We start from the raw sequence: 25,846 nt of genomic DNA, 5'->3' as shown, positions 1-25,846 counted from the left end.
CCCATGCCACAGCACAGCAGCGTCTTCACTCCGTCGGGCACGCTACAGCTCGGTGTCTTCTTCCAGGGAGTCAACTCCGGCACGATCTGGAAGGCCACCGAATCAGGCTCCCAGACCGACTTCGAGTCCTTCCGCCGCATAGCGCAGACGGCCGAGCGTGGACTGTTCGCCGCGTTCTTCCTCGGCGAAGGACTCCGCCTGAGGGAACACCTCGGCAGGCCCCACGCGCTGGACGTCGTGGGCAGGCCGGACGCGCAGACCATGCTCGCCGCCCTGGCCTCGGTCACCACCCACATCGGGCTCGCGGCCACCCAGAACACCACCTACAACGACCCGGCGGACCTGGCCCATCGCCTGTCCTCGCTGGACCTGATCTCCGGCGGCCGTGCCGCATGGAACATGGTGACGACCGACAACGCCTGGACCGGGGCGAACTTCCGTCGCGGCGGATACCTGGACCACGCCGACCGCTACGTCCATGCCGAGGCGTTCGTGCGGACGGCCAAGGCCATCTGGGACTCCTGGGCCCCGGACGCCGTCGCCGGGACAGCCGGCACAGCCGGCACAGCCGGGAACTGGCCGGAGGACGGAGCGGTGCGCCGCGTGCACCACGAGGGACAGCACTACACCGTGGACTACACCCCTCGGCTGCCGCGCAGCCCCCAGCACCACCCCGTGCTGTTCCAGGCGGGGGATTCCCCTGCCGGGCGGGACTTCGCGGCGCGGCAGGCCGATGTCATCTTCTCCGCCCACCCCCAGTTCGACGCCGCCGTGGCCTTCCGCGAGGACATCACCGAGCGCACGCTCCGTGCAGGGCGTCCCGCCGACGCCGTGAAGATCATGCCTGCCAGCGAATTCATCCTGGCCCCGACCAGCGCGGAGGCGGGGGAGAAGAAGGCCTGGGTCCGCGAACTCCAGATCGGGCCGCAGCAGGCCATCGCCTACCTCGAGCAGTTCTGGGGCCGGCAGCTGGACGGCTGGGATCCGGACGGTCCGTTGCCGGACATCGACCCGGCGGTCGAGGAGACCTCGGAGACCCGCGGCAGCGGCTTCCACGGGGCCAAGGCCGTGGAACTGACCGCGCAGTGGCGCCAGGAGGCGGCGGAGAAGGGGCAGACCATCCTGCAGTTCGTCCGCGCGAAAGCCGCGCGGTCGGATGCCTCCTTCGTGGGCTCGTACTCGGAGGTGGCCGACACGCTGGCCGACTACGCGCGCGTCGGCGCCGTGGACGGCTTCAACATCTCGCCTTGGCTGATCCCCACCGGCCTCGACGACATCGTCAACCACCTGGTCCCCGAGCTGCAGGAACGCGGGGTCTACCCCACGCAGTACCGGGGGACCACCCTGCGCGAGAACCTGGGCCTTGCCGTCCCGGACCGTGCCGCAGCCGGCGAACCAGCCGTCCGCTGACCCACCCACCGGTCACGCCCCACCCACCCGTCAAGACAGACCGGAAGGCCTGCACCATGAACAGCACCGCTCCCTCACCCCGCCGCTCCCGGCCCCGGGCACTGCTCGGCGTCACCCTGCTCGGCCCGGCACTGCTGGGCCTGGCCGGATGCGCGGATCCCGGCTCGGCGGCAGCGGACGGCCTCACCCCGGTCGACGCCGCGTCCTCGGCGTCCCCGGCCGCCGAATTCAACCTCTCGCCGGAGCAGGACCGGTTCACCTCCGACGCCTCCGCCGACGCGCAGGCCCTGGTGCCGGAGGAGGTCGGCGCGGACGGCAAGCTCAGTGTGGCCGTGAGCCCCTTCGCCGCCCCGCTGGCGCTCTACGCGACCGACAACACGACGGCGATCGGCAACGAGGTGGACATCGCCTACGCGCTCGCCGAGTCACTGGGCCTGGAGGCGGAGGTGGTCCCGGTGGCCTGGGCCGACTGGCCGCTCGGCGTGGAGTCCGGCAAGTACGAGGCGGTGATCAGCAACGTCACGGTCACCGAGGAGCGCAAGCAGAAGTTCGACTTCGCCAGCTACCGCAATGACCTGCTCGGCTTCTACGCTCCGTCCGATGCCCCGATCAGTGAGATCCAGGAGGCCAAGGACGTTGCTGGCCTCCGGGTGATCGTGGGCTCCGGGACGAACCAGGAGAAGATCCTGCTGGAATGGGATGCCGAGAACACGAAGAACGGGCTGGAGCCGGTCGAATTCCAGTACTACGACGACGACTCGGCCTCCACGCTGGCCCTGCAGTCCGGCCGGGCCGACGTGTCCTTCGGCCCGAACGCCACGGGCGCCTACAAGGCCCGGGCCGACGGCGAGACCAAGCTGGTGGGCCTGGTCGACGGCGGCTGGCCGAAGAAGGCCAACATCGCCGTGGCCACCAAGAAGGGCAACGGCTTCGCCGCGGCTGCGCAGTCGGGGCTGAACCACCTGATCGACAACGGCACCTATGGCAAGATCTTGGACCGCTGGGGCCTGACCACCGAGGCGATCGAGAAGTCCGAGCTGAACCCGACCGGACTGGGTTCCTGAGTCCCTGGCGGCCAGGGGAGGGGTGGTCCTGCTGCAGGACCACCCGTTCCTCACCCCGCTGATGGACGGGACGCCCCCGGGTTGATGGCGGCGGTACTCACGCCCGGACGCCCTCGATCCGGTTCCTTTCGGTGTCCAGGTAATACTCCCGGAGGGCGAGATGCTGCGCGGCCTCCTCGTCCAGGACGACGGTCGCCCGGCGGTGCAGCTGCAGTACCGACGCCGGGCACATGCTGGTCAGTGGCCCCTCGAGTGCTGCGCGTACCGCCTCCGCCTTGGCCGAGCCCTGGGCGACGAGCAGCACCTCGGCGGCATCGAGGATCGTGCCGAGCCCCTGGGTGAGGCAGTGGCGGGGGACGTCGCCGGGGTCGGGGAAGAAGCGCGCGTTGTCCCTGCGGGTGGCTGCCATCAGTGTCTTCGGCCGGGTGCGCGAGGACAGGGAGGAGCCCGGCTCGTTGAACCCGATGTGCCCGTTCCGCCCTATGCCCAGCAGCTGAAGGTCCACGCCCCCCGCTTCGGCCATCGCCGCCTCGTACCGCTCGCATTCCGCGTCCAGGTCCGCTGCGCAGCCGTTCGGGACATGGACGTTCGCCGGGTCGAGGCGGAGCCTGTCGGTCACTTCCTGCCGGATCACCGACCGGTAGCTCTGCGGGTCGTCCGCCGGGAGGCCGACGTACTCGTCGAGCGCGAAGGCCTTCAGCTGGGCCAGGGCGGGGATCCACTGGTCTGCCAGGGCACGGTAGATGGCCAGCGGGGAGGACCCGGTGGCGACGCCGAGCGTGTGGATCCTGCCGCTGCGCACGCCGTCGAGGATGACGCCGGCACCGAAGGCGCCGATGTCCTCGGCGCTGTCGAGGATGACGACACGCATCGTGGACTCCGATCTGTGCGAAGGGCTTGGGGACGTCAGGTGTGCTCCGGTGCCACGATGACCGTCATTCCGCCGGCTTCGAACGCGGCTTTCTGCTCATCGGTGATACCGCTGTCGGTGATCAGGTTGGTGAAGCTGTAGCCGGTCATCGTGGCGGCATTGCAGGTGTCGATTGTGGAGGAGTCAGCGACGATGAAGGTCTTGAAGGCCGGTCGTGCCGTCAGCGCGTTGGCCCCGCCTCGATCAACGGGCGGACGGTGTCGATGAGTTCCTCCAGCGGTAGATGACCGGCGAGGTAGAGCTGTGACAGGGTGGCTGCTGGAGGAGCACGCTCCGCGACGGCCCACTTCTGGGCGCCAGGAGGGGGCATGCGCGGTCTGGCATACTCGTGGAATGGCACGGCCACGTAAGCACCTGTTGTCACGGGACATCATTCTTGAGGCCGCCCCTGAGTCCGTCGCCACGCAGGCCGCAATGCTTCTCCCAGATCGTCCGGATGTCTCCTAGCATCGTGCCCCGGAGCTCGTGGGGTTGGTTGTGGATTCTTGCCGGCGGCGCCCTGTTGACCCAGACCGCACTCAACCTCGTGCGGCCCGTCACCACCTACAAGCTCCTGGCCCTGGGTGCCGACACCACCACCATCGGCCTGGTGACCGCCGCCTACGCCCTCATCCCCCTGCTCAGTGCCCTGCCGCTCGGACGGCTCAGCGACCGGATGCACAAGCTGAGCCGGCTGGTCGCCCTGGGGGCGGCCCTGCTCGGACTGGGTTCCCTGGCGCTTGCGCTGTCCTCCAGCATCGCCCTCGTGGCGGGAGCCAACGCACTGCTCGGGTTCGGGCATCTGGTCTTCACCATTGCCGGCCAGACACTGATCACCCGCCACGCCCGTCCCGGGCAGATGAACGCCGCCTTCGGATGGTTCACGGCGGCCTTCTCCGCCGGACAGCTCGTCGGACCACTGATCGCAGGCCTCCTGCTGGGTTCCAGCCTCGGAACGGTCTCCGCCGAGCGCTCCGCCAGCATCACGGTAGCCCTGTGGGTCGGCGCGGGCCTGTCGCTGCTGGCGGCTCCGATCGTGCTGTTCCGCACCGTCCGGCCACCCGGGAGCAAGGCCCCTGGCACAGGTGCCGGCGCTCCCGCCGGAGGCCCCGAACAGCCCGACGACGAACGCTCTCTGCCTGCCCGACAGGAACGGGCGACGCTGTCGGCGATCCTGGGCCGAGCAGGCGTGCCGTCCCACATGCTGGCATCCCTGTCGCTGCTGGCAATGCTGGACATCCTGACCGCCTTCCTTCCCCTCGCGGGGGAGGAGGCGGGTATCCCACCCGCCCAGATCGGGGTGCTGCTGGCCATTCGCGGGGCTGCTTCCATCTTGTCCCGATCCTGCCTGCCCTGGCTGTCCTCCCGGCTGTCGTCCCGGACGTTGCTGCTCGTCAGCCTGTACGGATCGGGAGTGGCTCTGATCATCCCCCCGCTGACCGTCGGCCAGCCGTGGATCGTCGTACCGCTGCTGGTCATCGGAGGGTTCTGCCTCGGGCTCGGTCAGCCGTTGACCATGACGCTCGTCTCTACGGCCGTCCCTGACGGGTGGCGGGGGACGGCTCTTGCCGTCCGGCTGACCGGCAACCGCGTAGGGCAGGTCGTCATGCCGATCACCGCCGGTTTCCTTGCCGCCCCGCTGGGGGCGGCCGGCGCCATCTGGTTCAGTTGCGCGGTCCTCCTCGTCAGCGCGTGCGAAAAAACCGCCCGCCGGTAGGAACGGCGAGGGTGGGCGAGCGGAGCCGGGGTCCGATGCCCGCCGGGACACACGAATGCACCCGGCGCGTCGGAACTCGCCGGGTGCGTTCGTAGGTCCTAGTGGTCGGCGGTCGCCCGCGCGGGTCCGGCCTTCGCCTCGCCGCGCAGACTCCATGCCGCCAGTACGGACGCCCCCACCATGAGCAGGGCTGCGATGCCGGAGGTGACCGTCACGCCGCTGTCGAAGGCGGCGAACGCCGAATCCCGCAGGAGCGCGGCGGAGGTCGGGCCGAGCTGCGTCCCGACCTCGACGGCACCGCCGAGGGTCTCCGTGGACGACTCCACCTGTGCGGAGGTGAGGCCCGCGGGGAGCATCAGGTTCCGCTGGTAGGAGGCGAGCAGGATGCTGCCCAGCACCGCGGTGCCGAGGACCGAGCCGACCTCGTAGGCCGTCTCCGAGACGGCGGAGGCGGCTCCGGCCTTGTCGGCCGGCACCGTGGACAGGATCAGGTCGTTGGAGACCGTCTCCGACGCTCCCACGCCGATCCCGAGGATGACGAAGGCGACCAGGAGGAAGCCCGCGGATCCGCCCTCGCCGAGGAGGGCGATCATCGCGTAGGCAACGGCCGAGAAGAGCAGCGACACCGAGACGACGGCGTGCGGCGGCAGCCGTCGGGCGAGCGGCACGACGCCGAGACCGGCGACGATGGTCACGAGGAGGCCCGGCAGCAGCACGAGCCCGGCGTCGAGCGGGGTGTAGCCCAGGATCAGCTGCAGGTGCTGCGAGACGAAGAACAGGAACCCGACGAGCGAGAAGATCGCGAGGAGGTTCACGAGGACGGCCCCGGTGAAGGCCCGCACCGTGAACAGGCGGACGTCGAGCATCGGGTCGCGCCGCTGGAGCTGGCGCACCACGAACGCCGTGCCGGCGGCGAGGCCGATGAATGCCGCCGTCACCGAGACGAGCAGCGGACCTCCCTTCGCCAGGTTCTTGATGGCGTAGACGACCGGCACCATCGTCGCGATGGACAGGGCGATGCTGGCGTAGTCCACGCGGCCCGGGTTCGAGTCCCTGGACTCGGGCACGACGGCCGGGGTCAGCGCGAGCATGAGGACGAGCACGGGCACCGCCAGGAGGAACACCGAGCCCCACCAGAAGTGCTCGAGCAGGACACCGCCGAGCAGGGGGCCGAGGGCAGCACCGGCCGAGAATCCTGCGGCCCAGACCGCGATGGCGATCCGCCGCTGGTTCCGGTCGGCGAAGATGTTGCGGATCAGCGACAGGGTCGACGGCATGAGCATGGCGCCGAACACACCGAGGCCGACGCGGGACGCGACGAGGAAGGCCGCGGTCGGGGCGAAGGCCGCCACCACGGAGAAGAGGGCGAAGCCGGCCGCGCCGATCATGAGCAGGCGCCGGCGGCCGAAGCGGTCTCCCAGGCTGCCCATCGCGACCAGGAGTCCCGCGAGGACGAGGGGGTAGCTGTCCACGATCCAGAGCAGTGTGGTGCCGCTCGTCGCGAAGTGGCGGGAGATCTCCGGCAGCGCGAAGCTCAGGACGGTGTTGTCGACCGAGACCAGCAGCACCGGCAGCATCAGCACGGCCAGGGAGAACCATTCGCGGCGGCCGGCAAGGGAGGCGGGGGAGGAGGGGGAAGCGGCACGAGGGTTCACCCCGGTGCGCGTGGAGGTGGAAGGTGTAGTGGTCATCCAATAAAGCTATACCGTCCAGCCGGTACAGTACAACAAAAGTGACCGGTATCATCGAGGAGTGTCCAGTTCCCGTGAGCGCATCCTCGACAGCTTCGAGGACGCGCTGATCCGCGAAGGCGAGAGGGCCGCCACCATGGAGGCGGTCGCCGCCGCCGCCGATGTCTCCAAGGGCGGCCTGCTGTACCACTTCCCCTCCAAGGAGGCACTGGTGGACGGGCTCGCTGCCCGGCTCCACGGGCTGGCCGACAGGGACCGCGAGGCCATGACATCGGCGCCGGACGGAGCGGCCCGCTACTACGTCCGCACCTCGGTGTTCGAGGACAGCGCCCTCGACCGGGCCCTCGTCTCGATGGCCCGCCTCGCCCAGCAGGGCCACCCGACCGCGAAGGCCTCTCTCGCCGGGATCCAGGAACGGTGGCTGGACGCCCTCGAAGCCCAGCTCGGTGACCGCACGACGGCGCGCGCCGTCAAGCTGCTGGGTGATGGGCTCTACTACGATGCCGCGTTCTTCGCCTCCGCCGGTGCCGGCCGGACCAGCAGCGGGGAGATCGAGGAACTGCTCGACGTCGTCGACCTGATCGTCTCCGCCCGCAGGGCCGCCGGCTCCTGACCGGCCGTTCCCGTCATGCATCCCGGAGGGTCCGACCCTAGAGTGGGCCGTGCAGAAGTATCCGGCACAACCAGCAACCACCGACCAGGAATGATGATGATCAAGGGTTTCAAGGACTTTATTCTCCGCGGCAACGTCGTCGAACTGGCTATCGCCGTCGTGATCGGCGGCGCCTTCACCGCCCTCGTGGGGGCCTTCACCGCGAACATCATCAACCCGATCATCGCGTCCGCGGGCGGGGTCGATGCCGCCGGGTTCGGTTTCCGCATCCGGCCGGGCAACGACGCCACCTTCGTCGACATCGGTGCCGTCATCACGGCGGCCGTCTCGTTCCTCATCACGGCGGCCGTGGTCTACTTCCTCTTCGTCGTCCCCCTGAACCACGCGCACCGGCGCCTCCACCACCGCGCCGTTCCCCACGAACCGGCGGAGGACCCGATCCCCGTGGATACCGCCCTGCTGACGGAGATGCGCGACCTGCTGAAGGACATGGCGGGTCGGGACGTCCGGCAATGAACGACGACGCGGCGGTCCGCCGCGCCCAGCGCGCCGCGGCGGGTGCGCGGCTCGACCGGCTGGCCGGCGGACTGCTGGACCGTGCCGGCGTCGGGCGCACCACGATGTTCGGGAGTGCCGCGATCTCCCTGAACGGGAAGCTGTTCGCCCTGCTCGACAGGGAGGGCCGGCTCATGGTCAAGGTGCCTTCGGGGCGCGCCGCGGACCTCGTCGACCGGGGCGTTGCGGTTCCGGCGCGGATCGGACGAGGGACTGCCCGTGAGTGGGTGAGCATCGCGCCGGAGGCGTCCGGGACCGGGGACCAGGACCGCGAGTGGGCCGCGTTCCTGGTCGCGGCCTACGACTACGCCGTCCGGCTCCAGGCGGACAGCTCCGACGCCGCCCCCGGCTGAGCCCCTCCGCGGGATCCACCGGCCGCGGCACTACCGGGCCGGACGCACTGCGGGCGCGGGTTCTTGTGCGGCTGCGGAGGTCAGCGCCGCGTATCCGCCAGGTCGGAGGTCGACGGCCCTTCGAGCAGCTTCCCGTCGGCCGTGAAGCGCGAACCGTGCAGCGGGCAGTCCCAGGACCGCTCGGCATCGTTCCAGGTCAGGACGCCGTGAAGGTGCGGGCAGACGGCAGAGACACGATGCTGCACGCCGTCGACCGTGCAGACACCGATGGGCCGTGCGCCCTCCCGGATGACGCGGCCCTCGCCCTCTCCGGGCGCCGAGGAGCCGGTCTTCGCAAGGCCGGACAGCCAGCCCGTCACCAGGTCCATGCCGACGACGGCGTTCGCCTGGGCGGTCTGGAGCGCGTCCGCAGGGCTGACCTTCGTCCGGTAGAGGGTCTGGGCCCACGGCATGTTGCCCCCGAGGATCTCGCCGGACAGGGCCATGGACGCCGCGACGGCGTTCGTCATGCCCCACTTGTTGTAGCCCGTCGCGGCATAGATGTGCCCGCCGCCGGCCGGGACCTTGCCGACGTAGGGCACGGCGGCGGCGGGGGTGTAGTCCTGGGCGGACCAGGCGTAGGCGGGCAGCGCCGTGGGGAAGTATTCCTGCGCCCAGCGGGTGAGGTCGTCCACCCGGCCCTGGGTGTTCGAGCTGTGCCCGACCCGATGGCCGTTGCCGCCCGCGATGAGGTACTTGGTCCCGTTCACGGTCGCCGTGCGCAGGGAACGGGTGGGCGAATCGACGCTGAGGTACATGTCCTCGGGGACGTCGTCCTGCACGGTCAGGGCGACGCAGTACGAGCGCATCGGCTGCAGGACGGCGAAGTAGCCTCCCCGGTCGAGGATGGGGATGCCCGTGGCGAGCACCACGTTCGACGCCGTCACGGCACCCGCACTGGTCTTCAGCTCCACGCCCTCGGACCCGGTCTTCGCGACGCCCTCGACCCGGACGCCCTCGATCAGTGCACCGCCGTGCCGCCGGAGCTCCGACGCCAGGCCGGCCAGCACCTCGAGCGGGTGGAACTGCGCCTGGTCCTTCAGGCGCAGCGTCTTGCGGACGGGGAAGGGAAGAGCGGCGGCGGCGCCGAGCTCGGTGGCGAGGCCCGCCTCGGTGCACGCCTCGTGCTCGGAGACGAGCTTGCGGGCGCCGGTGTCGGTGGTCGCGTAGTTGACGGCGTCACGCGTCTCGTAGCCGATCCCGTGCTCGTCGCAGAAGCGCAGGAGCCAGCTCTGGCCCTCGCGGTTGCCCAGGACGTAGGCGCGGGCGAGCTCGGGGTCGTGGTGCTGGAGGATGGTCGAGATGCTGGTGCCCTGCAGGAGGGAGAGCTTCGCCGTGGTGTTGCCCGTGGTCACCGCTCCGGCGGTCCGGGCATCGAGGACCGCCACACGGTGGCCCGCCCGTGCCAGCAGGAGCGCCGTCGTCAGGCCCGTCAGTCCCGCCCCCACCACCACGGAGTCATACGCGGCGCCGTCCTGCAGGGTGTCGGACGGAATGTGCGGAGCGGTGTCGAGCCAGAGTGACTTCACGGTGGTCCTCTCAGGAGCCGAACGGTGATCCCACGGAACCACTGAGCATGCTTACAGTCAAGCGCCCGACGCAGGGCGCCGGGCTGTGTCCGAGGCGGGCGTTAGGGTGGCGACCGACGATTGTTCCTATCAGAAGGGCGCCCCCGGTGCACGTTCGACTCGTCCTGCCGCACCAACTGTTCGAGGAGCACCTCGAGGCCTCCCGGGACACGCACTTCGTGTTCCTCGAGGACGACCTCCTGTTCCGCAGCCTGCGCTTCCATCAGCAGAAACTCGTGCTGCACCGCGCGGCGATGACTCTCTTCGCGCGCCGTGTGGAGGACGCCGGCTTCAGCGTGGACTACGTGGAGACCTCGGCCGAGCACGCCAGCCAAGAACGCCTGTCCGCCGTGCTCGCCGACCGCGGGGCCACCCTCGTGACCTACTACGACGTCGTCGACGATTGGCTCGAGCGCCGCCTCACCCGCACCCTCGCCGACGCCGTGGTCGAGGCGCGCATCCTGGAGACGCCGCAGTTCCTCACGCCGCGGGAGGTCAGCGGCACCTACTTCTCCTCGCACAACTGGCGGATGCAGACCTTCTACGAGTGGCAGCGCAAGCGGCTCGGCATCCTGGTGGAGGCCGACGGCTCCCCGACGGGTGGGAAGTGGAGCTTCGACACCGAGAACCGCAAGAAGCTGCCGAAGACGGTCGCACTACCGGACCTCCCCGGGTTCGCGCGGCCTCCCGAGGTGGAGGATGCCATCGCATGGGTCAGGACCGCCTTCCCCGACAACCCCGGCAACGCCGACTCCTTCAACTGGCCCGTGACGCACCGCCAGGCCTCCGACGCGCTGGAAGCCTTCCTCGTTGAGCGCTTCGAACTGTTCGGCCCGTACGAGGACTCGATCGCCGAGGGCCAGACCTACCTGTTCCACTCGGCGCTGAGTTCCAGCATGAACACCGGGCTCCTCAGCCCTGCCGAGGTGGTGGACCTCGCGCTCGACTTCGCCGACCGCCATGGGACGCCGATCGCCAGTGTGGAGGGTTTCATCCGCCAGGTCATCGGCTGGCGGGAGTACATCCGTGCGTCCTACGTCCTCCGCGGCCGGGAAATGCGGACCGGCAACACCCTGGGGCTGACAGCTGACCTGGACCCCCGGTGGTGGACGGGGGATACCGGGCTGGAACCGGTGGACTCCGTCATCACCCGGGTCCTGGACACCGCGTACGCCCACCACATCGAGCGCCTCATGGTGCTCGGCAACGCGGCCCTGCTGATGCGGGCCAACCCGGATGCCGTCTACGAGTGGTTCATGGAGATGTTTATCGACGCGTACGACTGGGTGATGGTGCCCAACGTCTATGCCATGAGCCAATACGCGGCGGGCACCATGATCACGACCAAGCCCTATGTCAGCGGCAGCAACTACATCAAAAAGATGAGCGATTTCAAGGACGGCCCCTGGCGGTTCAGTTGGGACGCGCTCTACTGGGAGTTCGTCGGCGATTACCGGGAACTGTTCGCCCGCAATCCGAGGTCGCGCATGAGCGTGATGCTCTTCGACCGCATGGACGCCGAGCGGCGATCCGACCTGCGTCGCGAGGCAGCACGATGGATCTCCGGTGAGGAGTCGACCACGGCGGACGGGCACCGCGCTGCCGTGCATACAGGCGGGCACACCGGCGCGCGCTCGCGGACGGAGGCGAGGGCACCGCTGGAGGAGCGCCCGACGGACGCGCGGACGGCGCAGGAGGTGCCGGCGACCCAGTCCACCCTGCCCGGCCTATAGTCGGAACCATGGAACAAAGAACCCTTGGAAGAACCAACCGCCCCGTCTCCGTCGTCGGCCTCGGTACCTGGCAGCTCGGCGCCGACTGGGGTGAGGTGGAGGACAAGGACGCCGTCGCCGTCCTCGATGCAGCCGTCGAAGCCGGCGTGACGTTCTTCGACACCGCCGATGTGTACGGCGACGGGCGGAGCGAGACGACGATCGGGCGGTTCCTCGACGCCAATCCGGACCTCGACATCCTCGTGGGCACCAAGATGGGCCGCCGCGTCGACCAGGTGCCCGAGAACTACACCCTGTCCAACTTCCGGCAGTGGATCGATCGCTCGCGGAAGAACCTCGGCGTCGATGCGCTCGACCTCGTCCAGCTGCACTGCCCGCCGACCGCCGTCTACAGTTCCGACGAGGTCTTCGACGCCCTCGACACCCTCGTCGGCGACGGCGTCATCAGGAACTACGGCGTCAGTGTGGAGCGCACCGACGAGGCGCTCGCCGCGATCGCCCGGGGCAACACCGCCAGCGTGCAGATCATCCTCAACGCGTTCCGGCTGAAGCCGCTCGACGAGGTCCTGCCGGCAGCCAGGGCGGCGGGAGTCGGGATCATCGCGCGCGTGCCCCTGGCATCGGGCCTGCTGTCCGGCAAGTACACGAAGGACACCGCGTTCGCCGAGAACGACCACCGGAACTACAACCGGACCGGCGCGGCGTTCGACGTCGGCGAGACCTTCTCCGGTGTGGACTACGAGACCGGGCTGCAGGCAGCGCGTGACTTCGCGGAACTCGTCCCGGAGGGCGTGAGCACCGCGCAGGCCGCGCTCGCCTGGATCATCGCGCAGGACGGCGTCAGCACCGTGATCCCCGGAGCGCGCAATCCGGAGCAGGCCCGGGCCAATGCTGCGGCCGCCGACTCGGTGGGCCTCGGTGCGGAGATCAGCGCCGCCGTCGCCGACATCTACGACCGCCACTTCCGGGCCACCGTCCATCCGAAGTGGTGACCCGCGGCCGGAACCCGTCCCTCGGGACGGGTTCCGGTAACCCCCGGCCCTGGGCTAGGGTGTGCAGTACCTAAGTCAGACGGAGTTAGAGGACGTCTGTCATTGTTGGCTCATCCACGAAGGAATCGACATGACTGAGAACACCTCGCCCGCCGCCGGCGACTCGCACACCATCCGCGACTGGACCGACCTCGCCGAGGAGATGTGGTCCTACCTGACCGGCCGTGGCGCCGCGATCAACTACACCCTGCAGGACATGACCATCGAGGTGCCGCGCGACATCGGCCCTGACGCTCCCCGCGCCACCTGGAAGTTCGACGGTACGCTGCGCATCACCACGAGTGACAATGCCGGCGCCTCCAACCCCTCCGCGAGCTGATCCGCCCCGAGTGACATGGCACCGTCCCTTCGGCTCGACATAGACCTCGGCTTCTCGTTGGTGGAACCGGCAGCCGACGGCAAGCCGGAAGCACGCCTGTCCGGCACGGTCACGGCAGCCGGGACCACGGTCGACATCTTCGTCGACGACCCCGGATCCTTCCGCGGCACCAACCTCCCCAGCCTCGGGCAGGTGCGCGGCTTCGCCGGGCACCTCGCTGCGCGCGGCCTCGCGCTCTCAGTGACCGGGCCGAACGGGCTCCTCATCAGCCTCGGCGCGGTGAAACCCTCCCTCGCGCAGCGGCTGATCACGAGGTCCCCGCACATCCGGCTCGGCTCGCCCGGCACGCTCGCGCCGCTGCTCGGCGTCGGCCGCCGCGCACTCGAGAAGGGCTCGTCGCCGTCGTCCCTTCCGCTGTCGCTCCTTCCCCCGTCGACCCCGTTCCCGCTGGTGCCGACCGTCAACCGACGCATCAGGCGAACGATCACGACGACGCACTACGTGCGCGGCGGAGGGCGCCCGCGGCTGATCTTCGTGCAGAACTCGGCGACCTGGAACGGCCAGGTGCCGCGTGAATTCGAACTCACCGCCGATCGCACCACGATCGGAAGCGGCGACGACGCGATGCTGCACCTGGCAGGCCTCGACGACCTCCACGCCGAGGTCCTCCACACGGAGGACGACGAGTACGTGCTGATCCCCCACGGGATCGTCACGGGAAGCATGGGGGGCCGGCAGCAATCGGTCCTCCGCACCGGCGCGCGCATCCTGCTCGGCGAGTGGGCGCTGGCCTTCTTCCGCGAGGAGTACGCCGACCACGGGCGGCCCTTCGGCGGGCGCAGCGGCGGGGAGCTGGCGTACCAGCGACCGCAGCGTGATCCGCGGACGGGTAGCACCGAGATGGACGGGTCCACGGGCGTCGGCGACTTCCGGCGGCGACCGCGCTGAGTACGGTGCCGCTTTGGGGTCCTCGTACGGGACCGGGATGTGTCCGGCATGGCCGATAGTGTCGAACTCCTGCTGGGCCCGGCGTCGGAGGGATTCCTGCTCGATGACTGGGCCGCGCTGGAGGCAGCAGGCCTGCCCAACCAGTCGCAGCACCAGTCCTTCAGCAACGCCCCGCACATCACGCTCGCGGCTGCCGCGCGGATCGACGACCGCTACGACGTCGACCTCGCCGCCGCCACCACGGGGGACGCGCTGGAGCTGGTGACGGCCGGCTTCCTCGTCTTCCCGACGCGGCGGAAGTTCGTGCTCGCCCGGCAGGTCGTGGCCGATGCCGCTCTGGCCGACCTGCACCGTCGCATCTGGCGAGCCCTCGACGGAGTGGCGGATGCCGTACCCACGACGGTCCCCGGGTCCTGGACGCCGCACATCACGCTCGGTCACGGACTCACCGCGGACCAATTGGCCGTAGCCCTCGGCATCCTGCGGGACCGTCCGTCCAAGCGGCTCGACGCCGGGATCGTCCGGCGCTGGGACGCGAAGGAGAAGCGCCTCGTCCAGCTGGGCGGGGGAGCCTTGTGGCCTCCGGCCTCAGGAGACCTCGGCCCGCAGTGACGCCGGATGGATGAGGACGCCCTGCGGCTCGCGGATCCACCAGAGCCCGGTCGCGCGTTTCTCGGCGCGCGTCGAGAAACGGTACAGGAAGATGCGGGCCCGGACATAGCGTGGCCGGGCGCCGTCGAACGGGTCCTTGCGCAGCAGCTTCAGGATCAGCGGATCCGCCTGCAGCAGCTTGACCAGGAACGGGGTGAACCAGCCCCGCTCGGAGCCGAGGGCCAGGAACCACATCATCCAGTCGAGCCGCAGGTGGTACGGGGCGAACTGGCGCGGCATGCGCGACGGGTCTCCCGGCTTGCCCTTGAACTCGTACTCGCGCCACTGCGCGCCCGGTCCGACGTCGTCGAGCGTCCCCTCGACGATCACCTCGTAGCGGACCTTCGTCACGCTGCCGAACGCGCCGTAGGCGTTGCCGAGGTGCCAGCGATTGAAGCTCGCGTTCATCAGCTGGCGCCGGGCGAACAGGTTCAGGAGCGACGGCCAGCTCAGGTAGGCGAGGAACAGCATGGCGAGCACGACGACGACAGTGAACCACAGCGGGGTCCCATCGTAGGTCCCGGCCGCGTCGAAGGCCGGGAACACCGCGGCGTAGAAGGAGTCGGGGACAGCGGCGAAGGCCAGGATGATCGTCAGCGTGTTGAGCCACGCGAAGTTGCCCGAGAGCACGAGCCAGCCCTGCGTGACGATCATGATGAGGCCCGCGAATCCCGCGATGGGCTGCGGTGCGAAGAGGAGGAACGGGACCACGAGCTGCGTCACGTGGTTGCCCGCCACCTCCAGGCGGTGCAGCGGCTTGGGCAGCAGGTGGAAGAAGCGGCTGGCCGGGTTCGGCATCGGCTGGGTCTCGTGGTGGTAGTACAGCGCCGTCAGGTCGCGCCAGGAGCGGTCGCCGCGCATCTTGATCATGCCCGCCCCGAATTCGAGGCGGAAGACGAGCCAGCGGATCATCAGCAGAACCAGGAAGGGCGGGGCCACCTCGTTGGAGCCGAGGAACGCGACGATGAACCCGGCCTCGAGGAGGAGGCTCTCCCAGCCGAACCCGTAGAAGGCCTGTCCCACGTTGACGATCGAGGTGTAGAGCCACCAGATGACGAGGAAGGCCACCAGGGGCAGCCATGGCGGCCCCGCCTGCGGGAGCCCGGCCACGAGCAGAGCGGCGATGGCCGCCCCGGACCAGGCGACGGCCAACAGCAGGCGGTCGGAGTAGCGCCGGTGGAACAGTGAGGGGCCCGCCCGCTTCCCGGCCCGTTCGAGGAACTCCGGGACGGGCATCAGGCCCTTCTCGCCCAGGAGAGCCGGGAACTGCGCCACCGCGGACAGGAATGCCACGAGGTACACGGCCGCGACGCCGCGCTGCACGATCTGCCGGCCCACCTCGTAGTCCTCGGCCGCCAGGACGTCGGTCAACCACTCCATCCATCCAGCGTCCGGTTGCCGCCGAGGCAGCGTCAAGGACACGTCGGTGCGCCATGGAGGGGCCGGTCGTGCTACCGGGGCCCGGCGTTCCGCGGGGCCGTCGGCGAGGCTGCGTGCGGTGGCCCGGGCCGGATCAGCCCAGGTGGTCCACGAGGTGCGCGGCGATCCCGGTGTAGGTGGCGGGGGAGAGGGCCAGGAGCCGTTGCTCGGCCTCCGCGCTGAGTCCGAGGCTGCCGACGAACTCCCGCATGCGTCCGGCGTCCACGCGGTGGCCACGGGTCAGTTCCTTCAGGCGCTCGTACGGATCGTCGAGCCCCGGCACGCCGGCGATCGCCTCGGCCCGCATGACCATCTGCACGGCCTCCCCGAGGACCTCCCAGTTGCCGTCGAGGTCCGCCGCGAGGACGTCCTCGGCGACGTCGAGGCGCGCCAGTCCTTTGGCCACGTTCGAGATAGCGAGCAGCGAGTGGCCGAGGGCCACGCCGATGTTGCGCTGGCTCGAGGAGTCCGTGAGGTCCCGCTGCCAGCGCGAGGTCACGAGGGTGGACGCCAGGACGTCGAGCAGTGCCGAGGAGATCTCCAGGTTGGCTTCGGCGTTCTCGAAGCGGATGGGATTGACCTTGTGGGGCATGGTGGACGAGCCCGTGGCGCCGGCCACCGGGATCTGCGCGAAGTAGCCGATGGAGATGTAGCTCCACACGTCGGTGCAGAAGTTGTGCAGGATCCGGTTGAACCGGGCGACGTCGGAGTACAGCTCCGCCTGCCAGTCGTGCGACTCGATCTGCGTGGTGAGCGGGTTCCAGGTGAGCCCGAGACCCTCGACGAAGGACCGGGACACATCCTGCCAGTCGGCCTGCGGGACCGAGGCGTAGTGCGCGGCATAGGTGCCGGTCGCGCCGTTGATCTTGCCGAGGAACTCCGTCGAGGCGATGCGGTCCAGCTGCCGGTTCAGGCGGTGCGCGACGACGGCCATCTCCTTGCCGAGCGTGGTGGGCGTCGCCGGCTGGCCGTGCGTGCGCGAGAGCATCGGGGTGTCCCTCGAGGTCCTGGCCAGCTCCGCGATCGAGGCGACGAGGTCCCGCGCGGCGGGGAGCCAGATGTCCAGCACGGCACCCTTGATGCCGAGGGCATAGGACAGGTTGTTGATGTCCTCCGAGGTGCAGCCGAAGTGGACCAGGGGCTTCAACCGGCCGATGCCGATGCCCTCGAGGCGCCGTCCGATGTAGTACTCCACGGCCTTGACGTCGTGGACGGTGACCTTCTCGATCTCGCCGAGTTCGGTGACCGAGTCCGCGTCGAAGGACGTGACGACGGCGCGGAGCCGGGCCTCCTGCTCCTCGCTGAGCGGCTCCGTGCCGGGCAGCACGGCGGACCGCGTGAGGTGGATCAGCCATTCGACCTCGACGTGGACGCGGTCGCGGTTGAGGGCCGCTTCCGACAGGAAGTCGATGAGCGGGGCGACCGCTTCACGGTACCGGCCGTCGAGCGGACCGAGGGTCAGAGACGTGGCCTCCCCTCGGGACAGTGCAGCGAATTCAACCCGGGAGAGCGTGGAGTCAGCCATTGCGCCATTCTTTCACGAGGCCGGCCCCGGAGTTCACGCTGCTGTCCACATACCTGCGGCCCCGCCGACCGCCGCCCCGGGTGCTCCTAGCGTTGGGGAACGGCCAGGAGAGGAGCAAGGCGATGGAGCGGCTGGAGGCGGGTCCGGCATCGGGACACGGAGCGGCGGCGAGCGCGGACGTGGCCGCCCTGGCGGCAGCCGTGCGCTGGCACGCCGACAGGCTCGCCGGCATCCGGCGGCATGCACTCTCCGTCTCCCTGCGGTCCTGGGAATCCCCGGCAGGGGACAACTTCAGGTCCTACCTCGGCGAGCGCTGCCGGGAACTCTCCCGGACGATCGACCTGCTCGAGTCGGCGGCCCGCGACCTCGACGAGTACGGCCGGCTGGTCCTCGAGGCTGAAGCGCTCCGGCGGCAGGCAGGACTGTGACGGACGGGCTCCGCCCGGTGGAGGGCGACGACGGCTGCCTGATTGTCCGCGGCGGCGTCGGTGGTATCCGCTTCCAGTGGGAGGAACTCGAGGAGGCCGCCGGCGTGCTCTCCCTCCTCGCAATGGAGGCAGGGGATGTCGCCGTCTCCCTCGGGCGCCTCGATCGCGAGGTGTGCGAACTGCCCTGGCGGGTCCTGCATCTCCAGCCCCTCGGGGCCGGTGCCGGGCTGCACTACCAGGACGCACACTCGCAGCTGGACGGAGCGCGGACGACAGCTGCCGACAACGGGTGCTCCCTGGCCTCCACGGAGGAACGGCTCCGGGCGAGCCTGCAGGCCTACCGGGTGGCGGACGGCGTGGCAGCAGCGGCCGCCGATGCGGCGCGGGCCGGGAGTGCGGCGACGATCCGCGCGGTTGCCCGCGGAGCGATCAGCGGGGGAGTGCTGGAGGTCGGTCCGATCGCACTGCGGAACCGGGCGGCCGGCACTCCGGTGGCGTTCGACGGGACGGTCGAGGGCGTCGTCGGCCGGCTGGCCGCGGTGGAGGCCGATGACCCGGGAACCTTCGAGGTCCTCCGGGCAGGCACCGCGGGCAGACCGGTCTACGTCGTCGTGCTGCCGGGCACGCAGCCCGGACCCGTGGAGGGGGCGGCGGAAAGCAATCCCTTCGACATCGGGGGCATCGCGGAGGCGCTCGCAGAAGACAGCCGCTTCACCGGGGCGGCCGTCCTGGATGCCCTCGGGCGGGCCGGCGCCCACCCCGGCGATGCCTTGATCGTCGCGGGGTACAGCCAGGGTGGCCTCCACGCCGTCAACCTCGCCGGCGCGCTGGGCGGGCGGTACGACGTGCAGCTCGTCCTGACGGTGGGTTCTCCCACCGGCTGGCACGAATCCGGCACCAGCGAGTACCTCCACCTGGAACACAGCGCGGACACCGTCCCGGAGCTCGATTCGACCCTCAACAGCGACGACCGCCACCGCACCACCGTCACGCTGCACAATCCGGTGCCGGCCCTCGGGCGCAGCACGGACGGATCGCAGGAGCCGTGGGGCCTCGGCCCGGCGCACAAGCTGGAGAACTACTCGGAGGGCGCCCGTCTCGTCGACGCGAGCGAGGCACCGTCGCTTGCGCCCGCGACGGCCCTCCTCGCCGCGGCCGGCGCGGCTGGAACCGCGCGCCGCTATTCCTTCAGGGGGTTCCGGCGTCCCCGCCCGGCAGGGGCAGCGGGGCCCCGCATTCACTCGGGGCGTAGGGAAGCCGGTCTAGGCTATGGCCATGACGTCGATCGATGACCTACCGGTAACGCCCTCCGACGAGCCGGGCGCGGGCAGCGGCCCCGCCGGGATCCGTCCCCGCGGTGTCCTCGGCAAGCTCCCCCGCTACGCGGCCGGCAAGCCGCCCGTCGTCGTCGAGGGGTTGGAGAGCTTCAAGCTCTCGTCGAACGAGAACCCCCTGCCGCCGCTGCCCGCCGTCCTCGAGGCGATCGCGTCCGAGACGTCGGTCAACCGGTACCCGGACCCGCTGACCACAGCCCTGCGGACGGAACTGGCGGGCTACCTGGGTGTCCCCGCCACCGACATCGTGACCGGCGCGGGCAGCCTGGGCGCCCTCAACCAGATCCTCGCCACCTTCGCGGGGCAGAACGATTTCGATGCACCCGACGAGGTGGTCTACGCCTGGCGGTCGTTCGAGGCCTATCCCATCAGCATCGGACTCGCCGGTGCGGCCGGCGTCCAGGTGCCGGTCCGGGCGGACGGCACGCACGACCTCGACGCCATGGCCGCCGCGATCACCGACCGGACGCGTGTCGTCCTGCTCTGCACGCCCAACAACCCCACGGGTCCCGTCCTCACCCGCCGGGAGGTCGTCGACTTCCTGGCGGAGGTGCCCCCGCACGTCGTGGTCGTGATCGACGAGGCGTACCAGGAGTTCGTCCGCCGCCCGGATGCCGTCAACGGCATCGACCTCTACCGGGACCACCCGAACGTGATCGTGCTCCGCACCTTCTCCAAGGCCCACGGCCTGGCGGGGCTGCGGGTCGGGTACTCCGTCTCCCAGCAGGCGCTCACCGAGCACCTGAGGGTCAGCGCCGTCCCGTTCGCCGTGTCACAGATCGCCGAGCACGCCGCCGTCACCTCGCTGCGCCACATCGGGGAGGTCGAGGCGCGCGTGCAGTCGATCGTCGACGAGCGCACCCGCGTGGTGGAGGGGCTGCGCGGTCTCGGGTGGACCGTGCCCGAAGCCGAGGGGAATTTCGTCTGGCTGGCGCTGGGCGAGCACAGCGAGGACTTCGCGGCGAAGGCAGGGGAGCGCGCCCTGTCGGTACGCCCCTTCGGCTCGGAGGGCGTGCGGGTCTCCATCGGCGAGGAGGCTGCTAATACGCGCTTCCTGGAGCTGTGCAGAGGCTACACGCACCGGCCCACCAGCGAGTGATGCGGTCTTAAATAGGCCCACGGGCCCGCGCTGACTAGTCTTGATCAGTACGTCGCCGGGACATATGTTCTTCGGTGTATGGCTTACAGCATACATTCCCCAAAGGGAATGTTCTGCGTCGGGTGAGGAGCAGGGATGAACAGCAGCCGATTGCCGGCAGCGGAATTCGAGGTCGAGGAAGTCGGGCGTGCTGTGCACTCCTCCGACGCCGATGGCCGGCTGGAGCCGGACGCCGGGATGCTGCAGATCCTCTCGGCCGACGGGACCATGGCCGGCGGGCTGACGGCGGAGATCGCCGGCAGCACCATCGACTTCTCCCCGTACCTCTCGGCATCCGACCCCGCACACCTGCGCTCGCTCTACCGCGACATGTTCCTGATCCGACGTTTCGACCAGGAGTCCACGGCCCTGCAGCGCCAGGGCCAGCTCGCCCTCTGGGTGCCGCTGACCGGCCAGGAGGCCGCGCAGATCGGGTCCGGACGCGCCCTGGAGCCGCAGGACTACGCCTTCCCCACCTACCGTGAGCACGGCGTGGCCCTGACACGCGGCGTCGAACTCTCGGACATCCTCCGTCTGTTCAGAGGCGTGACCAACGGCGGCTGGGATCCGCGCGAGCGGAACTTCCACCTCTACACGCTGGTGCTCGCGGCACAGTCCCTGCACGCCGTCGGCTATGCGATGGGCATGCAGCGCGACCAGCTCGCCGACCCGTCCCTGCCGCCGGCGGCTTCCATCGCCTACTTCGGCGACGGGGCGAGCTCCGAGGGCGACATCCACGAGTCGATGGTGTTCGCGGCGTCCTTCAACGCCCCCGTCGTGTTCTTCTGCCAGAACAACCAGTGGGCCATCTCCGTCCCGTCCAGCGTCCAGACCCGGGTGCCCCTCGCCCAGCGGGCGGAGGGCTACGGGTTCCCGGGGATCCGCGTCGACGGCAACGACGTGGTCGCCGTCGAGGCCGTCACGCGCTGGGCCCTCGAGCATGCCCGGTCCGGACAGGGCCCGGTCCTGATCGAGGCCTACACCTACCGCATGAGCGCCCACACGACCGCGGACGACCCGACGAAGTACCGGCTGTCACGCGACGAGCAGGAGTGGCAGCCCCGGGACCCCCTGGCACGGCTCGAGTCCTACCTCCGATCGGCCGGGATGGCGGACGACGCCTTCTTCGAGGAGCTCGGCGCGGAGGCCCGTGCCATGGCTACTGATCTGCGCCAGGCCGTGCTGTCCATGACGGCGCCGGAACTCGCGGACCGTTTCGCCACCGTGTACGCAGAGCCGCATCCGCTCGTCCAGGAGGAGCTGCGGTTCTTCCAGGAGTACGAGGCCGGGTTCGCCGATGAAGGGAAGCACGCCTGATGGCGACGATGACGATCGCGAAGGCGATCAACGAGGGGCTGCGGGCCTCGCTCGCGTCGGATCCCAAGACCCTGCTGATGGGTGAGGACATCGGGGAGCTCGGGGGCGTGTACCGCGTGACCGACGGCCTGAAGAGAGACTTCGGGGCGCTGCGGGTGGTCGACTCCCCGCTGGCTGAGTCCGGCATCATCGGCACGGCCATCGGCTTGGCCCTGCGCGGGTACCGTCCCATCTGCGAGATCCAGTTCGACGGCTTCGTCTTCCCGGGCTTCAACCAGATCACCACGCAGCTCGCGAAGCTGCGGACCCGCAGCGACGGCATGCTCAGCGCTCCCGTGGTCATCCGCATCCCGTACGGCGGCGGCATCGGCAGCGTCGAGCACCACTCGGAGTCTCCCGAGGCGCTCTTCGCGCACACGGCCGGACTGCGAATCATCACGCCGTCGAACCCCCAGGACGCCTACTGGATGATCCAGCAGGCCGTGACGTGCGATGACCCCGTGATCGTCTTCGAGCCGAAGCGGCGTTACTGGCTCAAGGGTGAAGTGGACACGTCCGCCCCGGCGGGGGATCCGTTCTCCGCCCAGGTCCTGCGCCGGGGAACGGACGCGACCGTCGTCGCCTACGGACCGCTCGTCCCCGTGGCCCTCGCGGCTGCCGCCGCTGCGGAGGAGGACGGCCGGAGCATCGAGGTCATCGACCTCCGCTCCATCTCGCCCATCGACTTCGACACGGTTACGGAGTCGGTCATGCGCACCGGCCGGCTGATCGTCGCGCACGAGGCTCCCACCTTCGGCGGCATCGGCGGCGAGATCGCCGCGCGGATCTCCGAGCGTGCCTTCCTGTCCCTCGAATCGCCTGTCATCCGCGTGGGCGGCTTCCACATGCCCTACCCCGTGGCCCGTGTGGAGGAACAGTACCTCCCGGACATCGACCGCATCCTCGAGGCACTCGACCGTGCCTTCGCTTACTGAAGGACCATTATGACGCTCAATACGTTCAACCTGCCCGACGTCGGTGAGGGCCTCACCGAGGCAGAGATCGTGCAGTGGAAGGTGGCTCCCGGGGCTGCGGTGTCCGTGAACGACGTCATCTGCGAGATCGAGACCGCCAAGTCCCTCGTCGAGCTCTCCTCGCCCTACGCGGGGACCGTCGCCGAGCTGCTCGTGGCCGAGGGGGAGACCATCGAGGTCGGCACGCCGATCATCTCCGTCGAGGACTCCGGGGGCACCACTCCCGGCGCCGGAAGCGGGCAGGACGGCGCAGCGCGCGGGTCCCAGGACGGTGCGGCAGCACCCGGGAACGGGGTGCAGGGCGGGGTGGACCACGTGCCGCCGGCACCGGCCCACGCGACGGACGGCGAGCTGCCGGTGCCCGGTATGCCCGGAGAGCTCGGAGGACTGGAGGCGGGTCACCCGGCCGGCCCGGGGGCCGACGCATCCGAACCACCGGCAGCCGCACCCGACGCGGCCCCGGGTCCCCTCGTGGGCACCGGACCGAAGGCCGACGCCGTCAAGCGCCGGCCCCGGAAGGCACAGGCCGCCGGTGCGGACCCCGACGGTTCCGCGCAGGCTCTTCACCAGGGAGGCATCCCGCAGGGAGCGCAGCAGAACCGCGCCCCGTCCCCGGCAGGACCCGGGACTGCGCCCGCAGCCGGCGGTGCCGGCCCGGAGCTGCCGAGCCCCGCGGCGAATCCTCCGGCAGGCACGTCCGCCGGACAGCCCGCAGAAGCGGACACGCCCCCGCGGGGCAACCCGCTCAACCAGCTGATCAACCGCGTCCTGGCGAAACCTCCGGTGCGCAAGGCGGCGCGCGACCTGGGCATCAACCTCGCCGACGTCCCCGCCACGGGATCCGCGGGGGAGGTCACGAAGCAGGACCTCATGAGCTACCAGTCGCAGCGCGACGCGGAGCAGGACGGCGCCGAGTCCTTCTGGGCGGACCGCAAGCTCCTCGGCGGCGGGCGGATCGAGCGCATCCCGGTTAAGGGTGTCCGCAAGGCCACGGCGAAGGCCATGGTCCAGAGCGCCTTCACCGCGCCCCACGTCAGCATCTTCGTGGACGTCGACGCCTCCCGGACCATGGAGTTCGTGAAGCGGCTCAAGGCATCCCGCGACTTCGAGGGCATCCGGGTCTCGCCCCTGCTCATCCTCTCGAAGGCCGTCATCTGGGCCGCGGCACGCAACCCGTCGGTCAATGCGACGTGGGCCGAGGACGAGATCCACGTGAAACACTTCATGAACCTCGGCATCGCCGCCGCCACCCCGCGCGGTCTCATGGTCCCGAACATCAAGGACGCGCAGGACCTGTCCCTGAAGGAACTGGCGCTGGCGCTGAACGACCTCGCGACGACGGCGAGGGCGGGCAAGACGCAGCCGGCCCAGATGCAGGGCGGCACGCTGACCATCACCAACATCGGGGCACTCGGCATCGACACCGGAACGCCGATCATCAACCCGGGCGAGGTGGCGATCGTGGCGTTCGGGACGATCAAGCAGAAGCCCTGGGTGCTCGACGGCGAAGTCATCCCCCGCTGGATCACGACCCTGGGCGGCTCCTTCGACCACCGCGTGGTGGACGGCGACCTCAGCGCCCGTTTCATGGCCGACGTCGCCTCCATCCTCGAGGAGCCGGCACTGCTGCTCGACTAGGGCGCAGCACCAGGAGCTACCCTGCGAGGGGCCCGGCGGAGCGCAGGCCCGGCCCCGTGCCCGGCCGGGCCTCCGCCACCCGGGGATCAGGCCCGGTTCTCCTCCATCGCTGCACGCAGGATCGGTGCGAGGCGCCGGACGCCCTCGACGATGTCCGCGGGGGCCACGGCGCTGAAGGCGAGGCGCAGCTTGTTGGACGGCTCGTCCGACGGGGTGAAGGCGGCTCCGGGGATGAAGACCACCCCGGCGTCGATCGCCCTGTGGAGCAGGGGATAGGTGTCGATGCCCTCGGCAAGGGTGACCCAGACGAAGAATCCGCCGTCGGGTGTGGTCCAGTGGACCCCGTCCGGCAGTTCCTCGGCCAGGGCGCCGAGCATGGCGTCGCACCGCTCGCGGTACAGGCTGCGCATGGTGTGCAGGTGACCGCGCCAGTCGTACTCGGTGAGGTAGGCGGTCACCAGCATCTGCGTGAGGGGGGACGGGCAGAGCACCACGGCCTCGCAGGCGAGGTAGAACCGGCGGTAGAGGTGCTTGGGCACCAGCGCCCAGCCGAGCCGCACGCCGGGCGCGAAGATCTTCGAGAAGGAGCCGAGGTAGATGACGTCGTGGGGGTTGTCCGCGCGCATGGGCCTCAGCGGCTCCCCGTCGAAGCGCAGCATGCCGTAGGGGTTGTCCTCGAGGACCAGGATGTTGTGGGCGCGGCAGATGTCGACTACGCGCTGCCGGCGGTCCGCGGCCATGGTGATGCCGCTCGGGTTGTTGAAGCTGGGGATCGTGTAGAGCGCCTTGATCGCCCGTCCCTGCGCCTCGAGCGCCGTGATGGTGCGCTCCAGTTCGTCGGGGATCAGGCCGTCGTCGTCCATGGGGACCGCGACGACGTCCACCTCGTACGCCTCGAAGGTGTTGAGCGCCCCGACATAGGTCGGGTCCTCGCAGAGGATGACGTCCCCCGGATTGCAGAAGACCTTGGCGGCGACGTCCTGGGCGGACTGCGAGCCCGTGGTGATCACGACGTCGTCGGGGTCGGCACCCTCGATACCCTCTGCCGCCATGACGTCGCAGACGAGCTCACGGAGCTGCTCCATGCCCTGTCCGCCGCCGTACTGCAGCGCCTCGAGGCCGTGTTCGGCGATGATCTTCTGAGCCGTGCGGCCGAGATCCTCGAGCGGCAGGGACTTCAGGTACGGGCTGCCGCCTGCGAGGGAGACGAGCCCGGGGCGGATCGAGATGTCGAAGACGTCGCGGACGGCGGACTGCTTGATGTTCGCCGCCCGGACCGAGAAGAGCTGTTCGTGGCGGTTGTGCGAATCGACTGCTCGTTCGAGAGCTGCTTCGGTCTCGGCGGGCAGGAGGTCTGCGGAGGCTTCACTGGAGGACATCCCGCGAGTCTAGGCGCGGGTTCACCAAGAGG

At 70.0% G+C, this 25,846-nt stretch carries 24 protein-coding genes; 17 read left to right on the top strand and 7 right to left on the bottom strand.

What is annotated here, in order from left to right:
- Nucleotides 1–3 precede the first annotated feature (3 nt).
- Together ACX80H_RS08780 and ACX80H_RS08775 are read left to right on the top strand one after the other, a co-directional pair.
- A complete protein-coding gene (locus ACX80H_RS08780) occupies nucleotides 4–1,410 on the top strand; it encodes an NtaA/DmoA family FMN-dependent monooxygenase (RefSeq protein ID WP_459312586.1) in 1,407 nt (468 codons plus the stop codon).
- A gap of 56 nt (nucleotides 1,411–1,466) precedes the next feature.
- A complete protein-coding gene (locus tag ACX80H_RS08775) occupies nucleotides 1,467–2,474 on the top strand; it encodes an ABC transporter substrate-binding protein (protein WP_459312584.1) in 1,008 nt (335 codons plus the stop codon).
- Nucleotides 2,475–2,571: 97 nt separating this feature from the next.
- Here the strand turns inward: ACX80H_RS08775 and nagB are convergent, their stop codons facing one another.
- A complete protein-coding gene (gene nagB / locus ACX80H_RS08770; protein WP_459312582.1) occupies nucleotides 2,572–3,345 on the bottom strand; it encodes a glucosamine-6-phosphate deaminase in 774 nt (257 codons plus the stop codon).
- Nucleotides 3,346–3,565: 220 nt separating this feature from the next.
- Nucleotides 3,566–3,715 carry a hypothetical protein gene (locus ACX80H_RS08765; RefSeq protein WP_459312581.1) on the bottom strand — a complete coding sequence of 50 codons (150 nt, stop codon included), beginning with the start codon at nucleotides 3,713–3,715 and terminating at the stop codon, nucleotides 3,566–3,568.
- Nucleotides 3,716–3,841: 126 nt separating this feature from the next.
- Here ACX80H_RS08765 and ACX80H_RS08760 point away from each other — a divergent pair, with 126 nt between their 5' ends.
- The gene (locus tag ACX80H_RS08760; protein WP_459312579.1) at nucleotides 3,842–5,101 is read left to right on the top strand and encodes an MFS transporter; all 1,260 of its coding nucleotides are present in this window, start codon (nucleotides 3,842–3,844) and stop codon (nucleotides 5,099–5,101) included.
- Between the two features lie 98 nt (nucleotides 5,102–5,199).
- Here ACX80H_RS08760 and ACX80H_RS08755 read toward each other — a convergent pair whose 3' ends face one another.
- Complete coding sequence (locus ACX80H_RS08755; RefSeq protein ID WP_459312577.1) at nucleotides 5,200–6,792, bottom strand: MFS transporter; 1,593 nt, start codon at nucleotides 6,790–6,792, stop codon at nucleotides 5,200–5,202.
- 61 nt (nucleotides 6,793–6,853) lie between these two features.
- Here ACX80H_RS08755 and ACX80H_RS08750 point away from each other — a divergent pair, with 61 nt between their 5' ends.
- The 3 genes from ACX80H_RS08750 to ACX80H_RS08740 all read left to right on the top strand — a co-directional run bounded on the left by ACX80H_RS08750 (nucleotide 6,854) and on the right by ACX80H_RS08740 (nucleotide 8,313).
- Nucleotides 6,854–7,405, top strand: a complete 552-nt coding sequence (locus ACX80H_RS08750; RefSeq protein WP_459312576.1) for a TetR/AcrR family transcriptional regulator — start codon at nucleotides 6,854–6,856, stop codon at nucleotides 7,403–7,405.
- Between the two features lie 96 nt (nucleotides 7,406–7,501).
- Entirely contained in the window at nucleotides 7,502–7,921 is a 420-nt protein-coding gene (gene mscL / locus ACX80H_RS08745) for a large conductance mechanosensitive channel protein MscL (protein ID WP_459313393.1), read from the top strand.
- Nucleotides 7,918–8,313 (top strand): TfoX/Sxy family protein, encoded by a 396-nt coding sequence (locus ACX80H_RS08740; RefSeq protein WP_459312575.1) that lies wholly within the window; start codon nucleotides 7,918–7,920, stop codon nucleotides 8,311–8,313. The genes mscL and ACX80H_RS08740 overlap by 4 nt, the downstream gene beginning before the upstream one ends.
- Before the next feature lie 80 nt (nucleotides 8,314–8,393).
- On the opposite strand, the gene ACX80H_RS08735 is transcribed toward ACX80H_RS08740, so the two are convergent.
- Nucleotides 8,394–9,881 carry an FAD-dependent oxidoreductase gene (locus tag ACX80H_RS08735; RefSeq protein ID WP_459312574.1) on the bottom strand — a complete coding sequence of 496 codons (1,488 nt, stop codon included), beginning with the start codon at nucleotides 9,879–9,881 and terminating at the stop codon, nucleotides 8,394–8,396.
- A 146-nt stretch (nucleotides 9,882–10,027) separates the two neighbouring features.
- Between ACX80H_RS08735 and ACX80H_RS08730 the strand changes: the two genes are divergently transcribed.
- From ACX80H_RS08730 to ACX80H_RS08710, 5 genes are all read left to right on the top strand, one after another.
- Complete coding sequence (locus tag ACX80H_RS08730; RefSeq protein ID WP_459312573.1) at nucleotides 10,028–11,653, top strand: cryptochrome/photolyase family protein; 1,626 nt, start codon at nucleotides 10,028–10,030, stop codon at nucleotides 11,651–11,653.
- 8 nt (nucleotides 11,654–11,661) lie between these two features.
- Nucleotides 11,662–12,645, top strand: a complete 984-nt coding sequence (locus ACX80H_RS08725; protein WP_459312572.1) for an aldo/keto reductase — start codon at nucleotides 11,662–11,664, stop codon at nucleotides 12,643–12,645.
- 130 nt (nucleotides 12,646–12,775) lie between these two features.
- Nucleotides 12,776–13,024 carry a hypothetical protein gene (locus ACX80H_RS08720; RefSeq protein WP_459312571.1) on the top strand — a complete coding sequence of 83 codons (249 nt, stop codon included), beginning with the start codon at nucleotides 12,776–12,778 and terminating at the stop codon, nucleotides 13,022–13,024.
- Between the two features lie 15 nt (nucleotides 13,025–13,039).
- Nucleotides 13,040–13,972 carry an FHA domain-containing protein gene (locus ACX80H_RS08715; RefSeq protein ID WP_459312570.1) on the top strand — a complete coding sequence of 311 codons (933 nt, stop codon included), beginning with the start codon at nucleotides 13,040–13,042 and terminating at the stop codon, nucleotides 13,970–13,972.
- Nucleotides 13,973–14,020: 48 nt separating this feature from the next.
- Nucleotides 14,021–14,584, top strand: a complete 564-nt coding sequence (locus tag ACX80H_RS08710) for a 2'-5' RNA ligase family protein (protein WP_459312569.1) — start codon at nucleotides 14,021–14,023, stop codon at nucleotides 14,582–14,584.
- On the opposite strand, the gene ACX80H_RS08705 is transcribed toward ACX80H_RS08710, so the two are convergent.
- The gene (locus tag ACX80H_RS08705; RefSeq protein ID WP_459312568.1) at nucleotides 14,561–16,003 is read right to left on the bottom strand and encodes a lipase maturation factor family protein; all 1,443 of its coding nucleotides are present in this window, start codon (nucleotides 16,001–16,003) and stop codon (nucleotides 14,561–14,563) included. The genes ACX80H_RS08710 and ACX80H_RS08705 overlap by 24 nt on opposite strands.
- Nucleotides 16,004–16,136: 133 nt before the next feature.
- Nucleotides 16,137–17,567, bottom strand: coding sequence for an adenylosuccinate lyase (gene purB, locus ACX80H_RS08700; RefSeq protein WP_459312567.1), 1,431 nt, complete (start codon nucleotides 17,565–17,567; stop codon nucleotides 16,137–16,139).
- A gap of 122 nt (nucleotides 17,568–17,689) precedes the next feature.
- Between purB and ACX80H_RS08695 the strand changes: the two genes are divergently transcribed.
- The 6 genes from ACX80H_RS08695 to ACX80H_RS08670 all read left to right on the top strand — a co-directional run bounded on the left by ACX80H_RS08695 (nucleotide 17,690) and on the right by ACX80H_RS08670 (nucleotide 24,435).
- Nucleotides 17,690–17,995, top strand: coding sequence for a hypothetical protein (locus tag ACX80H_RS08695; RefSeq protein WP_459312566.1), 306 nt, complete (start codon nucleotides 17,690–17,692; stop codon nucleotides 17,993–17,995).
- Nucleotides 17,992–19,287 carry a hypothetical protein gene (locus tag ACX80H_RS08690; RefSeq protein ID WP_459312565.1) on the top strand — a complete coding sequence of 432 codons (1,296 nt, stop codon included), beginning with the start codon at nucleotides 17,992–17,994 and terminating at the stop codon, nucleotides 19,285–19,287. The genes ACX80H_RS08695 and ACX80H_RS08690 overlap by 4 nt, the downstream gene beginning before the upstream one ends.
- Nucleotides 19,271–20,428 (top strand): histidinol-phosphate transaminase, encoded by a 1,158-nt coding sequence (locus ACX80H_RS08685; RefSeq protein WP_459312564.1) that lies wholly within the window; start codon nucleotides 19,271–19,273, stop codon nucleotides 20,426–20,428. The genes ACX80H_RS08690 and ACX80H_RS08685 overlap by 17 nt, the downstream gene beginning before the upstream one ends.
- 135 nt (nucleotides 20,429–20,563) lie before the next feature.
- Nucleotides 20,564–21,784: a pyruvate dehydrogenase (acetyl-transferring) E1 component subunit alpha gene (gene pdhA, locus ACX80H_RS08680; protein ID WP_459312562.1), complete on the top strand. Its 1,221-nt coding sequence runs from the start codon at nucleotides 20,564–20,566 to the stop codon at nucleotides 21,782–21,784.
- The gene (locus tag ACX80H_RS08675) at nucleotides 21,784–22,758 is read left to right on the top strand and encodes an alpha-ketoacid dehydrogenase subunit beta (RefSeq protein ID WP_459312561.1); all 975 of its coding nucleotides are present in this window, start codon (nucleotides 21,784–21,786) and stop codon (nucleotides 22,756–22,758) included. Before pdhA ends, ACX80H_RS08675 begins: the two co-directional genes overlap by 1 nt.
- Before the next feature lie 9 nt (nucleotides 22,759–22,767).
- Nucleotides 22,768–24,435, top strand: coding sequence for a dihydrolipoamide acetyltransferase family protein (locus tag ACX80H_RS08670; protein ID WP_459312559.1), 1,668 nt, complete (start codon nucleotides 22,768–22,770; stop codon nucleotides 24,433–24,435).
- Nucleotides 24,436–24,521: 86 nt separating this feature from the next.
- Here ACX80H_RS08670 and ACX80H_RS08665 read toward each other — a convergent pair whose 3' ends face one another.
- Entirely contained in the window at nucleotides 24,522–25,814 is a 1,293-nt protein-coding gene (locus ACX80H_RS08665) for an aminotransferase-like domain-containing protein (RefSeq protein WP_459312557.1), read from the bottom strand.
- Nucleotides 25,815–25,846: the final 32 nt, after the last annotated feature.

Source organism: Arthrobacter pasteuri, assembly GCF_054510955.1.
This window is presented reverse-complemented; position numbering and strand designations above follow the sequence as displayed.

What these genes read in the sequence shown, in the direction of transcription:
- ACX80H_RS08780 (WP_459312586.1), top strand. Translation starts at nt 4, where the DNA reads ATGCCACAGCACAGCAGCGTCTTCACTCCGTCGGGCACGCTACAGCTC.
- ACX80H_RS08775 (WP_459312584.1), top strand. Translation starts at nt 1,467, where the DNA reads ATGAACAGCACCGCTCCCTCACCCCGCCGCTCCCGGCCCCGGGCACTG.
- nagB (WP_459312582.1), bottom strand. Translation starts at nt 3,345, where the DNA reads ATGCGTGTCGTCATCCTCGACAGCGCCGAGGACATCGGCGCCTTCGGT.
- ACX80H_RS08765 (WP_459312581.1), bottom strand. Translation starts at nt 3,715, where the DNA reads ATGCCCCCTCCTGGCGCCCAGAAGTGGGCCGTCGCGGAGCGTGCTCCT.
- ACX80H_RS08760 (WP_459312579.1), top strand. Translation starts at nt 3,842, where the DNA reads ATGTCTCCTAGCATCGTGCCCCGGAGCTCGTGGGGTTGGTTGTGGATT.
- ACX80H_RS08755 (WP_459312577.1), bottom strand. Translation starts at nt 6,792, where the DNA reads ATGACCACTACACCTTCCACCTCCACGCGCACCGGGGTGAACCCTCGT.
- mscL (WP_459313393.1), top strand. Translation starts at nt 7,502, where the DNA reads ATGATCAAGGGTTTCAAGGACTTTATTCTCCGCGGCAACGTCGTCGAA.
- ACX80H_RS08740 (WP_459312575.1), top strand. Translation starts at nt 7,918, where the DNA reads ATGAACGACGACGCGGCGGTCCGCCGCGCCCAGCGCGCCGCGGCGGGT.
- ACX80H_RS08725 (WP_459312572.1), top strand. Translation starts at nt 11,662, where the DNA reads ATGGAACAAAGAACCCTTGGAAGAACCAACCGCCCCGTCTCCGTCGTC.
- ACX80H_RS08720 (WP_459312571.1), top strand. Translation starts at nt 12,776, where the DNA reads ATGACTGAGAACACCTCGCCCGCCGCCGGCGACTCGCACACCATCCGC.
- ACX80H_RS08715 (WP_459312570.1), top strand. Translation starts at nt 13,040, where the DNA reads ATGGCACCGTCCCTTCGGCTCGACATAGACCTCGGCTTCTCGTTGGTG.
- ACX80H_RS08710 (WP_459312569.1), top strand. Translation starts at nt 14,021, where the DNA reads ATGGCCGATAGTGTCGAACTCCTGCTGGGCCCGGCGTCGGAGGGATTC.
- ACX80H_RS08705 (WP_459312568.1), bottom strand. Translation starts at nt 16,003, where the DNA reads ATGGAGTGGTTGACCGACGTCCTGGCGGCCGAGGACTACGAGGTGGGC.
- purB (WP_459312567.1), bottom strand. Translation starts at nt 17,567, where the DNA reads ATGGCTGACTCCACGCTCTCCCGGGTTGAATTCGCTGCACTGTCCCGA.
- ACX80H_RS08695 (WP_459312566.1), top strand. Translation starts at nt 17,690, where the DNA reads ATGGAGCGGCTGGAGGCGGGTCCGGCATCGGGACACGGAGCGGCGGCG.
- ACX80H_RS08685 (WP_459312564.1), top strand. Translation starts at nt 19,271, where the DNA reads ATGACGTCGATCGATGACCTACCGGTAACGCCCTCCGACGAGCCGGGC.
- pdhA (WP_459312562.1), top strand. Translation starts at nt 20,564, where the DNA reads ATGAACAGCAGCCGATTGCCGGCAGCGGAATTCGAGGTCGAGGAAGTC.
- ACX80H_RS08675 (WP_459312561.1), top strand. Translation starts at nt 21,784, where the DNA reads ATGGCGACGATGACGATCGCGAAGGCGATCAACGAGGGGCTGCGGGCC.
- ACX80H_RS08670 (WP_459312559.1), top strand. Translation starts at nt 22,768, where the DNA reads ATGACGCTCAATACGTTCAACCTGCCCGACGTCGGTGAGGGCCTCACC.
- ACX80H_RS08665 (WP_459312557.1), bottom strand. Translation starts at nt 25,814, where the DNA reads ATGTCCTCCAGTGAAGCCTCCGCAGACCTCCTGCCCGCCGAGACCGAA.